Here is a 15,159-nt window from a genome sequence, read left to right as displayed (position 1 = left end):
ACTATTATTTAGAATATAATTCGGACTTATTTTCTTGCTTCTATTGCTCGTTCAATCCGCCCCTCATCATAAAGCCGCAATACAAAATACATCCCCACATAAATAACCAACGGAATCCAAACATAATTCAAATCAATCATGGTGAGAGTTGCGGCATTCTGGGTTCGATTGGCAACGTAACCCGAAAAGTGAAACAAACCAGCTGTAATCAAGCCGCCAACACCAAGGCCGACGTTAACGCCAAAGTCATCCGTTGAAGCCAGAATTCCCTCGGCTTGGATCCCCATGCTGGCACCATAACGGATTGTGTCAGCAATCATGATTGAGACGAGGCCGATAATGATCCCATTGCCAATCGAGTTAATCAAGACACCGCCAAACAAGAACCACAGTATTTTGGTATAAACCCCAACCGCAATCACGGCTTGACCAACCAGCGCCATTAAAATACCGCGAAGCATCGTTTGCTTCTTACTGCGAACCTCGGTAATTCGAATGATCAGCAATACCCCGATTAACGCTGCCAGGGTAAAACTGTTAGCTAGTGGTACCAGGTTTTCGTTTCCCACCGTATATTTAAAATAGTAAATGGTTGTCTGATTCTTAATTGCCGTCACCAGCCAGTACATGAGAATCACGATTGACATAACGATCCATGGCTGATTATGTTTCAACATTTTTAGGACAGTTGTTAACGGTTGATGGGCAATTTCAGGATTCGCGAACCGTTCGCGAACATGGACAAACGTGTTGATAATCAAAAGAAATGAAATCAGGCTAAACACGATGATTGTGCCCAAGAACCCTTTTTGCTGATTACCGTGGCCGAAGAACGCAACCAAGGGTAATGTGAATACCGCCACCACAATTTGAACCGAACTGCCAAAGAATTGACGAATGACACCCAACAACGTCAACTCACGAGTATTCTGCGACATCGTTGGTAAGATTGACGTGATTGGCAGATTAACAGCCGTATACAGAAATCCAAGGCCTAAATACGTCACATATGCCCAGATTAATTTACCATTATACGAAAAGTTAGGCGTCACAAAGGTGAGAACCGCAAAAATAACGTAAGGTAACGAATACCAGAGGAAGAACGGTCGGCTCTTGCCAAACCGTGAATGTGTGTGATCAATCATGATCCCGATGACAAAACTTTCAACAACGTCAGCTACCCGCGCCACGACAAATAAAATGGCCACCGCGCTTGGTGTCAGTCCATAAACATCCGTGTAAAAGAATAGCAAATAGGTCGTCATCATTTGAAAGACTAAATTATCGGCGGCGTCACTTAAGCCGTAACTAATTCGTTCGGGCCACCGTGTTACCCATTTCGTCGTGCTTTTCATCCCATCATCGCCTTTATCGAAATTGTTAATCAACTTTATCGTACTCTAAAATTAGTCCTCATGATATAGATTGTACACAATGAAGGTAGTATGAAATCATGGGCAGGCTTTTTTAATTTTTACGGGTGGTAACTTTAATTATGCAATCTGGGTTCAAGAAACTTTAAATGGTTTATGGTAGCTACTGTGCTCACATTAACAAGTAAAGCCATCCAAAAATACCTAAGATTAATAAACCAATCAGATTTAACAAAGTGAATACTTTAAGAAAATGCCCCAATGACTGTTGTTTGCTAAACAGCAATAATTGTTTTACTGCAAGTAAGTTTGCAAGGGAGGCCACAATTGATCCCAATCCGCCGATATTAACACCTAGGAACAAGGCCGGTAAGTACTTTGTAAAATTGGCCAGTAAGATAGCGGCTGGAACGTTACTAATCACTTGGCTAGTCATTAAGCTAGCAACATAAACGCTCTGCGGTGTTTGAATTAACTGATTTAACCAGTGAGTAATGTAGAAGTTGTGACTAATAGCACTAACAAAAAGAAAAAAGCAGACGAATGTTAAGAGTAGAGCGTAATCAACATGTTGAAAGACCTGCGAATCAATTGTCAAACCAACAACAATAGTAACAATAATCACTAATGAAATCGGTATCAAATTAAAAATTCCAAGCATAATAAATGCAATCAGAGCAGTTGCAATACCAATTTGCCTAACATGAATGGTAGTTGATTTCGCGGGGACCATCGTTAGAGATTTTCGTGGTACCCACAGGCTTAACGTTACCAGAAGAATCAGGCTAGCAATCATCAGTGGAGTCGATAATTTGAAAAACATCAAAATATTGACGTGATAAGATGTCACGAGAAACAAGTTTTGAGGATTTCCAATGGGTGTAAATGAACTTCCAAGATTGGCCGCCATCACGATTAAGGTTAATGGGTAAGCAATTGCTCCCTTCTGATGCCGATTTACTGTCATAAAGGTGGGAACTAAAGTTAGGATAGCAATGTCATTGGTTAAAATCATTGATCCACCGAATGCCAATAAGATAAAAAATTGCGTCATCTGTTGAGTATGTTGTGATTTGACTAAAAGCCAGTTACTTAATGCATCCAAAATATGCATGGTTCGTAATAACTGAACCCCGATCATAAGCGATAAGAGCGTTCCAATCGTGTTCCAGTTAATATCGGTAAACCGTGGCGTCCCAATCAAAAAACTCAATCCCGCGCAAATTAAAGCAGTAATAAAAATTTTATCGCTGATGGTGCGGCGAAAAACTAAGCCCATTAGGCGCTCTCCTTTTTCCTGATTTTATAGTATCAGTTTGTGTAAAATACTTTGACGTAACTAGGGAAAGGTTTGTATAGTCATTCTTGTGCCTGTACAATTCTTACTTTTACAAATTTTCTACATACTTTTTTTGTCCTTATGATCAGATGTATCTTAGTATTCAAAACAGCAACAACTTTTTTAACGCTGTTCAGTAACCAGATCTCAACATAAATCCAAAGATTCATGAACACCCATACTCCTTTGGAGACAGAGCGGTTTTTCAGTGACGCCATTTCCGATGCCTGAAAGGCTATGAAACAAATGCTGAAGACAATCAATAATTGGTGCTACTGGTCAACTCGTTAGAAAATGTATTGATGGTTCATTAATCTTTCTAAATGAGTTTCTCCCTATTATATATGCATGTTAACCAGAAATGGAACTAATCAGATTTCAATAGCGATAAGATCCTTAGAACCTTAAGAAGCCAAAGTCATGTGCAAATCCCAATGATTATTTACCGAAACCAATCTGAGAATGATTACGGGTCACTTATATGTAACTAACAATACTCTCCGTTCGCATTAGTTACAATAGGGTAGGGCCTAGTTAAACATCGTGCTATCAACAGACGCAAAGGGCCCGCTCATAGGGTGATGGTCAGGCCAATTACGCATATTTTACCGAGATAAATTTTGTACACTTAGGTGTACGATGTATATTATAAGCGGCTTGGTTAATCAATAAAATCTCTTCCGTTGAGAAGAGACTTTATCCGTTAACAATATTTTCGGCAAAGTAGCTTAATTGAAGTTACCTCCTTAAGTTTATCTTGGTAAATAAAAAAGCAAAAAATATTTTACGTAGTTTTTTAGGAGGTCTTAGCTGATTAACTCTAAGTTGGTTATTAACAGAATGGAGGAATTTTATGGCATCAACTCATCATATCGAAACCGTTATTAACGGCCATCATGTGAATAAGAATCACTATTTTAGTCTTAAAAGTTATCAATGGCGGGTTCGCCATCACAAAACCATGGGGAAAAAGAATCTTGCGATTGGTCAATTAGCTTGGGTAGAGGTGACTGGTCAACCTAAACCGGTTTTAGTGATCATTACCGGGATTCACAAGTTAACCGAGGCTGCTGATCGCCAAGTCGCACGACAATTAAAGACCGTCAAGACGATTACGACTAACTCAGTTAAAGATCTTGATTCACGCACTCGGGATAACTTTGATCAGTACCTAGCTGCTCACCCCCAAGGAGACGCCTTTTATCGACCTAAAAAATGAGTTAACAACCCAAAAACGAGTCCCGTTAAAATCCCGGTTGGGATTACTGCTAGCAAATAATTCTTAATTTCATACCACGAGAACCGCTTTTTCGTGGTTTGTAACTGCTGCTCCACTTGATTAGCGACTTGGGCCAGCGTCTCTTGGATAGCCTGGTTCACTTGGTCGCTGAGTTGGCTGAGGCGCTGGTTGTTTTGGCCTTGCTCGGTTTGAATCCGTTTGAGTGCGGTTAGATTTTCCTGACTGATCAGGTTGGTCTGCTTTTGAAACGTTGCGTAGGCGCTTTGTAAGGTCTGTTTTAATTGGGCTTGCGAGCTGGCGTTGCTGCTGTCTAAGTTGTTTAAGGTCGTCTGAAATTGTTGATTGACCTGTTGAGCGGTTTGTTCGATTTGTCGCAGTTGTTGATCGGCGCCGTCTTCACACTAACCTACATGCCTGCTGCCAGCATGTATCCACTCATGACCATGAAATACTTTCAGGGAACCGTTAGTCAGGCTGGCTTAATTGAAGCCATTTATTCAACTGGCATGCTAATCGGCGGCACTATCATTGGCCTCTTTGGTAAGTGGCAGGACCGGATGAAGCCCGTAATCATCGCGTTTTTCCTGGTTGGCATTCCAACCGGTATTAGCGGCATTTTGCCAGGTAACCAAACCGGATTTTTATGGTTCGCAGCTTTAAACATCATTGAAGGAATTGCGACTCCATTTTTTACAACGCTTTTAATGGCAATGATTCAACAAAGTTATCCAGCAGAAGAGTTAGGGCAGATTCTAGGCGTTTTGAATTCTTTGTTGAATCTAGGTGAACCAATTGGCTTAATTTTTGCCGGTCCCCTAGCTGATGTGATTGGCATTGAACGCCTATTTGTGATTGCAGGAATCGGTGCTGCCATTTGCGGGGTGGTCGCGGTGTTAATGCCAATTACCAGGCAATATGACATTAGGCTGCATCAAAAATTGGCGAAATTAACTGAGCAACCAGATAAGTAATTAACATGATGATCAAAAAGAGGAGAAAGACCAGACTACCAGCTGATCTTTCTCCTCTTTTTGTCATCACTTAATTACACGTTTTTAATCTTTTCACCAGTCAATCCCATCGCATTAATTGCCACGATAATTGTCGACATCGCCATGACCACAGCACCAACGGCTGGGTCTAGAATGATTCCAATAAATGACAACACACCGGCAGCGAGTGGAATTGCGACAATATTGTAGCCTGCTCCCCACCAGAGATTTTGAACCATTTTCCGATTTGTGATTTTAGCCAAATCAAGAAAATGTAAAATATCGCTGGGTTCTGATTTAACCAACACAACATCAGCGGAATCAATGGCAACATCGGTTCCGGCACCAATTGCAATTCCAATATCGGCCGCGGCAAGACTTGGTGCGTCATTTACGCCGTCACCAACCATGATGACGTGATTGCCCTTTGCTTGATAATCAGCAATAATCTTTTGTTTATCATCTGGTAATAGGCCTGCATGGAATTCAGTCAATCCTAGTAAGTTAGCAACGTGTTCCGCGGCTTTTGGATTATCGCCAGTGAGCATTACGGGGGTAATTCCTCGCCTCTGAAGACCACTAATTAATTCCTTAGCACCCGCTTTGATGGTGTCGCCTTCAGCAACCATTCCTTGAACTTGGGTGCCCTGCAATAGGAAGCTGACGGAATTACCCTTAGCAGCCCATTTATCAGCAGCGGCCTCGTCAAACCTGATCCCTTGCTTCGTTAAATAGTTACCATTAACAATCGTATAGTCAGTGCCATCAACATTACCGGAAATACCAACGCCCGGAATATTTTGAGACTTTTCAGCCGCAACGACTTCAATGTCCTTCGCTTGGGCTTCAGTAATGATTGCTTGGGCCAGCGGATGAGTCGAATTATTTTCAAGGGCGGCCAGTCGGCTTAATAACGTTGTTTCGTCAATCCCATCATTTGGAATCAATGCATTCACCGTAAATTTACCTTCTGTTAACGTGCCAGTTTTATCCAAGAGAACGTGGCTAACATGTTGACTTGCTTCAATGGCTTGGCGATTTCGAACTAATAGCCCATTTTGAGCGCCAATCGTAGTAGAACGAGAAACCACTAATGGAATCGCTAATCCTAATGCATGCGGGCAAGCAATCACGAAGACGGTCACCATGATCGTCATTGCAGTCGCCAATCCCTGGGGTAACCAGGCAAAGAAAGCAATAATCCCAACACCAAATGCCGCGTAAAATAGATACTTGGCAACTAAATCAGCTTTATCTTCTGCTTTAGATTTAGCTTGCTGGGCATTTTGAACCATTTTCATTACTTGAGAAAGATAGCCGGAGTCACCAGTACCACTAATTTTAACCGTTAGCGTCCCGTTATTGTTGGTTGCACCACCAATGACCTTATCGCCAACGTTCTTGGTAACGGCAGCAGATTCACCGGTTACCAGTGCTTCATTCACGGTCGACTCCCCAGCCGTAATAACACCATCGGCTGGAATACTCTCACCTGAACGCACTTGGAAAGCTTGACCAACTTTTAAATCAGATACTGGCACTTCTTTTGTTTCACCATTATCTGTAACTAGATGGGCCGTCTTAGGCAACAGGGCCGCCATCTTTTGTAAGGCATCCCCAGCCCCCATCAATGCATTCATTTCAATCCAGTGTCCTAGAAGCATAATTAAAATCAGGGTTGCAAGTTCGAACGAAAAATCCATTACATGATTTGCCGGGTTCAAGAAGTTGTTGGCAATAAATGCGTACAAACTGTAGAAATACGAAACGGAAATTCCAAGGGTTACTAGCGTCATCATTTCAGGAGATTTATCCTGAATTTCCGCTTTAGCCCCCTTTAAAAATGGCATTCCGCCATAAAAGTAAAGTGCTGTATCAAACAAAACGATGATAATGCCAACAATTAGCGGTGAACTGAAACTAAGGATGGAAACGTTTAAACCCATGATTGGTGCTAACAGTAAAACTGGAATCGCTAAGACAACGGAGACCCAAAATTTAACTTTCAAATTCCCCATATGCATCATTGAGCCACCGTGCATCATCATGTCAGTCCCAGCCATATCCATATCACCGTGATTCATGTTCATTTGGCTGTGATCCATTTCAGCCATATCGTGGTCCATGTTCATTTGATTATGATCCGTTTCGGTCATATCGTGATCCATATGACTCATATTTGATTCATTATTTTCCATATTCTTAGCACTCATGTTTTTCATGTTCATATGGTCCTCTTTATTTGCCATGATTATCGACCCCCTAAAAATAAGTGTGCGTAGCAAAGCGGTTAGAAGCCGGAATATAAGTTCCTTGTGTGGAAATCCCCGGGCTCGGGATTTTTCCACCAGGTTTTTATATTTAGGCTTCTGCTTTGCGGAGCACCATGCCACTATATGAATGAGAATTACGACAAAAATTCATAAGTTTCCGCCATCAGAAATCCCAGATTCTGGATTTTTGTGCAGCAATCCTAAAAGTAAACAGAACACCACAGTCTTAACACGTTTGATCACCTGGCAAGCAGTTACACTGAACTTCCTCGGGCGCTGTTTTGGCCTTTTCAGCTAGAATCGCTTGTAAGTTCGCAATATCCGCCCGTGAGAGTTCCCTTGACTGAATAACGCCGGCAATTGTTGAACCAGCCCGCATCGCACACATATGGTCAAACAAATCATCTGCCGCTGCCGCCATTGATTCCTTCTCGCCAACAACCGGCTTATACGTGAATGGTCGACTGCCGCCATGCTGCGAAACCGCCTGTTTTTGAATCAACCTGTGAAGTAGCGTTTTGGTTGTTGAAGCTGACCAGCCTTCTAATTCGTTCATAGCATCGATTAGTTCACGACTAGTCGCATGTCCCATTGTCCAAATTGCTCTCATAACCATCCATTCAGAATCGGTGATGGTTACATTCTTTGCATCCTTCAATTGGCTTCCTCCATTAATTGAATTCTAAGTTTACGTTTGTAGCCTCTTAACACTTATTAGTTTACAACCGTAGTCACAATAATGCAACCTTTATGCCAGAAAATACCATGACATTAAAAAAACGCCTAGATAATATTCCAGACGTGGTTTGATACGATATGTTAAATTAATGATCTGGGAATTTTTGGTTTTCTTGTTAGTATGGTGAAATGCCTCTTAGAACCTGTCTAGTATCTGCTGAATCTGGTAGAATTGTGGAAAACCGACTGAGGAGTTTGTCATGCCAGATTATCCAAGCAATATTTCTCGAGCGCAATTTGCGTTAATACAACCTGATTTAGAAAACTTCCGCAAGCATACAAGACCGCGTCGTTATGATCTTTGTGACGTATTCAATGCCATCCTTTACTCGCTTACTACAGGGTGTCAATGGCGTGAATTACCGCACGATTTCCCGGAATGGCACACTGTCTACCACTATTACGATATGTGGCGAGATAAACCAGACCCGACAGCCGATTCACTATTAGAAAGTCTTTTAAAAAAACTGTTGCTTACTATCGCTTTGCACAGGGCCGATCGGCCCGAACGTCGTTTGTGATTGTTGATGCTCAAAGTGTTAAAACCACTGATTTAACGAAAAATAGTGGCTACGATGGCGGCAAAAAGATTTCAGGGATTAAGCGTCATATGGCGGTTGATATTAATGGTTTACCACAAGCCGTTCTCGTGACACGAGCTAATGTATCAGATCGTTCAGGTGCATTGGCTATGTTTATTAGTTTGGCTAGCCAAAATTTAGAGCTGGTTCAGCATGTCATGGTTGATGGTGGCTACACTGGCAATGACTTTGCGGATCAGGTGAAGCTCATTTTGAATGCTAAGACGACGGTAGCTAAACGCAACGAGTTGCATACGTTCACGGTGTTACCGCAACGATGGATCATTGAACGTTCATGGAGTTGGCTAGACAAATGTCGGCGACTTTGGAAAAACTGTGAACGCGCCCTTAACAGCAGTCTTCAAATGGTTGTATTGGCCTTCCTGAAGATAGTTCTTAAAAGATACTAGACGGGTTCCTAAAACCAGGTCGTAGACTTGTTGCTGTAATTTAGGCAAGCTAGCTAGTTTCTCTTTCGTCGGCACGACTTTAGTCATGATAATGGCGTAGTGTTCTTCAACCTTTTTTCCATTAACATAGCGCTTATTTGGGGTGGTATTGGTTAAAGCGACTGGCTTAGAGACCACACCCAGATACTTCGTCAGATTAGCCACTAAATACTCAAATTCTTCATCAGTGATATAAGTACAATCGGTGCGGGGATAACTGAGTAGTTTGTCTTCGTATAAGCTTTGAATAGCCGCTAAGGTTTGGCTGGCGCTGGCGTGATAACGTTTATTCATGGCACTTTGGAGACTAGATAGCGAGAATAGTTGGGGACTAGCTCGTTTTTTGCCTTGCTTTTGGACGTCCTTGATTAAACCGGCCTGTGAGCCTTTCTGAACGTGTTTAGCCTGCATGAATGTCATTAGCCCTGTTTCGTCTTTAAATCGCTGATAGGGGTCTAATTTTGCGACAAATTTTTGCTGATTAGCTAAAATTTCCGCATTTAGCTCAAAATAAGGTTCCGGCTTAAAGTTTTTGATTGCCTGGTCCCTTTGATAGACCATATACAAGGCTGGCAGCTATAGGTAACTAATCGAGCACGCTCTACGTACCAAATTTTTATCAATATAAAATACATTATGGGCTACCATTCATACCAATTAACCAGTCGCTAATTTTGTGATTAGAAGTGCATGCCCCCATCTTCATGCCGGTTTCGAGTTTGGTGTTGCCGTTGCTTTTTCGTCATTTCCCACTCAGTCTCCTTTAAACCTTGCGCCTGTCTTTGTCGTTGGTAATCTTCATCACGAGCATATAGAACAGTCATGATCGCGTCACTAAAGGCCGTCTTTAAGTAATAGTCTGGACTAACTGGCTTGTAGTTCAATGGTTGATAATGTGCTAGCTGGGATTTTCGGTATTGATCGTCCTTAGCTTGTTGCCCTTTTAACTGCTTTTGGATTTTCTCGATCTGACTGTTCTTAATCGTCGGATCGGCTTTGCATTCGCCAAAAAAGAGTTGTTTAGTGCCATCATGCTTTAAAACCCGTTGTAAGTGATGATTTTCTAACTGATCTAAGCTAAGCTGTCCCGATAAATAAGCTAGTCCTTGTTGATGTTCTTGGGGACTGAACACCTGTGGTGGATTTGCTTGCCACTGTTCAATTGTTTCAGCCTGACATGGCTTTAAAACAGGATCATAGTACATCACGGCTGTATAGGCTTGTTCCTGTTTAATCATTGGTAATTCATTAAAATTACCGTTAGGAAAGCCTCTTCTTAAAACTTCCTGGTATTGGGTTTGAATAACTTGCTTAACGGCCATGATTGCCCGTAGGTCTTTGACTGCGCGAGTAATCTTTTGCTGTTCGGTTGGTGAATACTTTTCTAGTAGACCTTGATCAACGTGTTCTAGACTTTCTAAGCTATCATCATGAATCATCAGCGTATATTTCAGTTCGATTTTGACTTCCTTTTCTTGTTGCATTAATAACTTCCAGCCGACGTATGGCCGTTTGGTAAAGGTCAATAATTGTTGGGTCAACAAATCATCACGAATGTTCATTAAACGTTCGTTTAATTCACTACCCTTGAAAACTTTTTGTTCGCTATCGGTTTCCTTAATTAATTCTCGTCTTTCAGCTTGCGTGGTCTGTTCAAAATTAAGCTCTGGATAAAGTTTTTTAGTCGTGCGATCAACTACTTTATTTAAGAGTTCATCTGCTTTTTTGAGTGAGCTTTCTTGTTGGTTAATTGTCAATAATTGTTTAGTCACATCTTCACCAACTGCATGTTTAATTAAGGTGCTGTTTTTCCAATTAAATAGCATGCGCCGTTTATCATCTAAGTTCTCCAAACTGATATAAGTTTTCAGTTCATGGCTTAACTCTTTAACTACCCGTTTTTCATTAAACGAGAAGTGTTTACTTAGGCTATCTAAATGACCTCTATTGATTACTTTTTCTTGGTTGTTTTTATAACTGGCTTTGGCCTTGCGATAGTCCTTAACTTGTTGGTTAAATTCTTTTCTTTCATGCCGCTTACTATTGATTCCCTCATGTTGCATTGGGGTATCATCTATTCCCTCCTCGATAAATGATTTTTCGCTGATCCGATCGGGAATATTTTTTTGCTCTAAAACTTGATTTACACTAACCGCCCAATTGTGCCGCCATTCAGTTATTTTTTCTTTTTTATCCCAATCAACCAACCAAATTTTTCGGTTTCTCACATTCCCTGCAGGGGTCTTAGTTTTATTACCATGACTATCTAAAATGTATTCGGTTTTTGTTTTCTGTCCCCAAGTACCATCGGGGTTAAATGGGCGATTAGTTAACATCACATGAGCGTGCGGATTATCTGGGTGGTCGCGATGAATTGCCACGTCGGCTACCATGCCCTCATCAACAAAATTTTCTTGCACATATTTTGTCAGTAATTCTTTCTGTTCTGATTCACTTAATTCTACCGGTAAAGCCACGTTAAACTCTTTTGCATACCGTGAGTTTGATTTACGATCTTTCTTTTCAACTTCATTCCACAACTGCTCTCGATCACTGGCCCATTCAGGCGCATTTTCGGGAGTTAAAATAAAGCTTTCTGGCATAACCGAGCGGGCATAAAAATAGTGGCGGCCTTCCTTATCATCAAATAGCTTTTCACCACTTCGATAAGCGGCACTGGCAATCGCACTTCGTCCTTTACCAGCACTAATATTACTAAAACTCATGTGAAAAATTGCCATGTCGGTCACCACCTTTCTTTGGGTTTATGGGTTTGACTTTGTTGTCGCCATCAGCGACTTCTAATACAGGTTTTAATGGGTTTAGCACAACGTCATCAAAGATGACGTGTAAGTGCGCATTGACCTCGTTTCACTCGGTCTGCTGATTCTCCTGAATTTACTTTTAGTGTATGCCTTCCGCTTCGCTATTTCAACTTTTATACTTTGACTTAACGTTCTCTGTGTGATATAGTATCGGTGATTATTTTTAATACGATTGGAGGGATTGTTATGTCTCAAAGTAACTTAGAAAAACAAGAAGCTAAATTAAAACAGCTTAATCAAAAGATTAAGGATGAAAAAAATAAGATTGAACAACGGCTAGGTAAACAAATCATCAGTCAAGCAAATTTAAATTATGCTAATTTATCTAATGACAATATCAAGTCCTTATCCAAAAAAGTATCCGAGTTTTTAAAGGAAAATCAAGCACATAATCGGTTATAAATAATGGGGTTGTGTTATGGCTAATCAATATGAGAAACTGGTTGAACAACAAGCGCGTTTAAAGCAAAAAATTGAGCGAGAAGATTTTAAATTACGGCAATCTAAATACTATGAAAGTCGACAAGCCCGCAAAGCCCGTTCTCGCCGATTAATTCAAAAGGGGGGCTTTGCTCGAAAAATACTTTCAAGCTGATAATCTCTCGGTTGAACAAACCGAAGAGCTTTTAAAAATATTTGCTGACTATGTTAACGCCCATAAACCGGATAAATTCAAAAACGATCAACCTAATAACTAGGCCGATCGTTTTTATTTTCTGGATCATTTTTAGGCTTTACTTCTGGGTTTTGATCTGCAAAATTTTGTAACTGCTTTTGCACCTTTTCTGGATAAGTAATATTTTGGTTTATCCAAGGAAAATGCCTCAAATCGTTCTTAAAAACTTGTCCCTTCTCTCTTGCATAAACAGAGGTAAACTTTTCGCTATTATCATAGATCATGACCTTATCAGATTTAAAGGCCACTAATGGCAAATTATGTTTGGATTGCTGATAACGTTTCTTGATCGTTGCTACTGGGACACCGTGGCCACCTTTTTGTACCCGTTCGTTGACCCTTTGGATAGCTAAATTTTCATCTCGCAAAGCAACATATAATAAAGTCACTTCAAAACCATTTTTGTGAGCTTTGTCAATCAAATTGAGTTGATCTTTGCCTCTACCTGCCAGTGTTGTTTCTACGTGAATACTTTGCTGGTGATCTAAAGCATAGTGTAGTTGTTTGATTCCTTCTTTCATGGCTTTTAAGTTGTCACTATCTTTATGCCAATCGCCACCCATTTGTCTTAAAAGTTCATCAGCGTTAATCCGTTTTGTTTTGTCAAACAAGATGGGGAAAGTATCGTATAGCGTACTTTTCCCTGCTCCGTTAATACCAGCAACAATTATATATTGGGGTTTATCTATCAACGGACAAAGTCCTTTCGCTTAATAACCTCATCTTGCCTTTTATCTAAAAAGTAGGTATATAAAGCGTCATATACTTTGCGCTTTTCTGGATCTGGCTCATGTAATGACTTATCAAGTAAATCTTTTAAATCCGTTTCTTTGGCGATTTCAAAAAAGTCATTAATTGTGATTGTCTCTTTCATACTAAACACCCTCCCTGGTTATTAATTATTTAAATCACCGGCTTCTATAGCGTCTTTTAGCTCTGTTACTGGCCTCTCTTTGGTAGCCTCTAAAAGGCCTAAATTAGCTTTTTCTGCTTCGCTCAGGGCTGGTTTAAACGGTAATGCTGCGTCAGCAACAATCCGCTTATAAAACATGTTAATTGCGGTAGTTGGGTTTAGACCCAACTCGCTTAAAACTGCTTCGGTATTATCAGCCAATTCTTTGTCAATCTGGACTTGTACGCGTTTCTTTTCCTTAACTGCCATGATTTTCTCGCCCCCTTTTATTCACTACTCACATTATACTAGCTTTTGAGTGCTAGCTTAATTATCCTGCTTCTTTAAAAGTTGTGAATTTAAGTTTGCTGTCCTTTCCGCAATGGCACTTATACAACGTTCCTAAAATGCCCGTAAGCGCATTTTAAAACTCGTTTAATATAATTATGCTCTATCTGTTTAAAACAGCTTAAATGGCCTTATATAGCTTTTTAGTTTTAAGCACGCTCATCGTTAGGGTGTTTGGCCACGTATTCTCTAGCCGCTTGTTTATTCCACCAAGCGCCAATTCAGCCACTCAAGGTGTCTATTTTTGCTTCTAAGCGATTTTAAAGCGATTTTAATATAATTATGCATGTAACACTTAAAACGGCTTAAATGAGCTTATACGGCGTTTAATTCCAATAAGGCTCATTGTCAGTGTTCTGTTCTTCGGGGTGTTTGGCCGCATATTCTCTAGCCGCTTGTTTATTCCACCAAATCCCAAATAGGTTTTGCATGGTGCCGTACAAGTAGTTCTCCACGTTTTTGACGTGTTTCTCGTTGCTTCGGAGGACGTTAAAATAGCGACGGAGGGTTTGGGTCATTAGGGGTTTTAACTCCGGATCATCTAAGATGATGTAGACGCCGATATCTTGGTGCTCCTTCTCAACTTTGTATTTGGCGTTGAGAATAATTTTGATAAACCGCCGCATTTGTTGCGGGGTTCGGGCCCAGAAACTGATCAGTTGGACGGCTTCGGGTTCTAAGAAAATGTCATTAGTTTCTGAGTGGGTGAGAAAGTGATAGGCGTTTTCAATCAGGTCCCGGTTTTGTTGTTCAATTTCAGCTTGTGAGTAATTAGCTGTGGAAAAGTCTAACTCCGGAGTATCTATTAAGTATCTATCTTTATCTCTATCACTTCGTTCTAGATCTAGATTAACTGCATTTTTTGCAGTTCCGCTTGTACCAAGGGATTGTGCGTCCTTATCAACGGTCTTATGCGGAACTGCATTTTTTGCAGTTCCGCTTATACCAAGGGATTCAGCAGTCTTATGCGGAACTGCATTTTTTGCAGTTCCGCTTGTACCAAGGGATTGCGCGTCTTTTTGACCATATTCGCCGCGCAAATAGACGTCGGTAGCTTGAACATCAAGCTTGGACAGGTATAGGCGGTTCGGTTCATTCTTTTTAGTTTTCGGGTTGAAACCTAGTTGTTTTTGGAAGAGTAAACCAATTGATTCAAGTTCAGCTTTTATTTTGATGACTTTGTGTTCGGAGCAGTTAAATAGGTTTCCCAATTCTTGGTTGGTAAAAATAAAGTAAATGTGATTATCTTCATCAACCCAGTTGTTCCTTAATGAATACTCCAGTCGGTCTTTTAAGACCATATAGGCTAATTTAGCGTCATTGCTTAAATGTCTGTATTGCTCGCCATACATTAATACCTTAGGAAACTGGAAGAATAAGGCTCCATATACGTTATCGGCTTCATAGTAATTGAAATCTGTTGATTTTGTCAT

General features: G+C 40.7%; 12 protein-coding genes and 3 pseudogenes. 5 read left to right on the top strand and 10 right to left on the bottom strand.

Annotated elements, in window-relative coordinates; translation table 11 throughout:
- Nucleotides 1–26: 26 nt before the first annotated feature.
- Together GQR93_RS14605 and GQR93_RS14600 are read right to left on the bottom strand one after the other, a co-directional pair.
- Nucleotides 27–1,355 (bottom strand): glycoside-pentoside-hexuronide (GPH):cation symporter, encoded by a 1,329-nt coding sequence (locus tag GQR93_RS14605; RefSeq protein ID WP_056973910.1) that lies wholly within the window; start codon nt 1,353–1,355, stop codon nt 27–29.
- 190 nt (nt 1,356–1,545) lie between these two features.
- Nucleotides 1,546–2,652, bottom strand: a complete 1,107-nt coding sequence (locus tag GQR93_RS14600; RefSeq protein ID WP_159298845.1) for an SLC13 family permease — start codon at nt 2,650–2,652, stop codon at nt 1,546–1,548.
- A gap of 913 nt (nt 2,653–3,565) precedes the next feature.
- On the opposite strand from GQR93_RS14600, the gene GQR93_RS14595 reads away from it, so the two are divergent.
- The gene (locus GQR93_RS14595; RefSeq protein ID WP_225442056.1) at nt 3,566–3,931 is read left to right on the top strand and encodes a DUF5839 family protein; all 366 of its coding nucleotides are present in this window, start codon (nt 3,566–3,568) and stop codon (nt 3,929–3,931) included.
- Nucleotides 3,932–4,332: 401 nt separating this feature from the next.
- Nucleotides 4,333–4,923: pseudogene (locus GQR93_RS14590) on the top strand (MFS transporter); the annotation flags it as partial.
- A 74-nt stretch (nt 4,924–4,997) separates the two neighbouring features.
- On the opposite strand, the gene GQR93_RS14585 reads toward GQR93_RS14590, so the two are convergent.
- Both GQR93_RS14585 and GQR93_RS14580 read right to left on the bottom strand, forming a co-directional pair.
- Nucleotides 4,998–7,193 carry a heavy metal translocating P-type ATPase gene (locus tag GQR93_RS14585; protein ID WP_159298844.1) on the bottom strand — a complete coding sequence of 732 codons (2,196 nt, stop codon included), beginning with the start codon at nt 7,191–7,193 and terminating at the stop codon, nt 4,998–5,000.
- Nucleotides 7,194–7,443: 250 nt separating this feature from the next.
- Nucleotides 7,444–7,875, bottom strand: coding sequence for a CopY/TcrY family copper transport repressor (locus tag GQR93_RS14580; RefSeq protein WP_002817470.1), 432 nt, complete (start codon nt 7,873–7,875; stop codon nt 7,444–7,446).
- Between the two features lie 280 nt (nt 7,876–8,155).
- Between GQR93_RS14580 and GQR93_RS14575 the strand changes: the two genes are divergently transcribed.
- Nucleotides 8,156–8,946, top strand: a protein-coding gene (locus tag GQR93_RS14575) for an IS5 family transposase (protein ID WP_153108275.1) whose coding sequence is annotated in 2 segments (ribosomal slippage) — nt 8,156–8,423 and nt 8,423–8,946 — 792 coding nt in all. Because the reading frame shifts where the segments join, the coding sequence is not laid out codon by codon here.
- Here GQR93_RS14575 and GQR93_RS14570 read toward each other — a convergent pair.
- Nucleotides 8,940–9,691: pseudogene (locus GQR93_RS14570) on the bottom strand (DNA topoisomerase); the annotation flags it as partial. The gene GQR93_RS14575 and the pseudogene GQR93_RS14570 sit on opposite strands and share 7 nt — an antisense overlap.
- Entirely contained in the window at nt 9,666–11,726 is a 2,061-nt protein-coding gene (gene mobQ / locus GQR93_RS14565) for a MobQ family relaxase (RefSeq protein ID WP_159298843.1), read from the bottom strand. The gene mobQ and the pseudogene GQR93_RS14570, both read right to left, overlap by 26 nt.
- Before the next feature lie 270 nt (nt 11,727–11,996).
- On the opposite strand from mobQ, the gene GQR93_RS14560 reads away from it, so the two are divergent.
- A complete protein-coding gene (locus tag GQR93_RS14560) occupies nt 11,997–12,212 on the top strand; it encodes a hypothetical protein (RefSeq protein WP_159298842.1) in 216 nt (71 codons plus the stop codon).
- Between the two features lie 16 nt (nt 12,213–12,228).
- Nucleotides 12,229–12,508 (top strand): annotated as a pseudogene (locus GQR93_RS14555) (hypothetical protein).
- On the opposite strand, the gene GQR93_RS14550 reads toward GQR93_RS14555, so the two are convergent.
- The 4 genes from GQR93_RS14550 to GQR93_RS14535 all read right to left on the bottom strand — a co-directional run.
- The gene (locus GQR93_RS14550; RefSeq protein ID WP_159298841.1) at nt 12,498–13,178 is read right to left on the bottom strand and encodes a zeta toxin family protein; all 681 of its coding nucleotides are present in this window, start codon (nt 13,176–13,178) and stop codon (nt 12,498–12,500) included. The pseudogene GQR93_RS14555 and the gene GQR93_RS14550 overlap by 11 nt on opposite strands.
- Nucleotides 13,175–13,360 (bottom strand): hypothetical protein, encoded by a 186-nt coding sequence (locus GQR93_RS14545; RefSeq protein WP_159298840.1) that lies wholly within the window; start codon nt 13,358–13,360, stop codon nt 13,175–13,177. The genes GQR93_RS14550 and GQR93_RS14545 overlap by 4 nt, the downstream gene beginning before the upstream one ends.
- Nucleotides 13,361–13,381: 21 nt before the next feature.
- Complete coding sequence (locus GQR93_RS14540; RefSeq protein ID WP_159298839.1) at nt 13,382–13,648, bottom strand: type II toxin-antitoxin system RelB/DinJ family antitoxin; 267 nt, start codon at nt 13,646–13,648, stop codon at nt 13,382–13,384.
- 404 nt (nt 13,649–14,052) lie between these two features.
- Nucleotides 14,053–15,159 (bottom strand): replication initiator protein A (locus GQR93_RS14535; protein WP_084999238.1); only part of this gene is annotated, 1,107 nt, incomplete at its 5' end.

It is taken from the genome of Lentilactobacillus hilgardii (assembly GCF_009832765.1).
Taxonomy (GTDB): Bacteria; Bacillota; Bacilli; order Lactobacillales; family Lactobacillaceae; genus Lentilactobacillus; species Lentilactobacillus hilgardii.
This window is presented reverse-complemented; position numbering and strand designations above follow the sequence as displayed.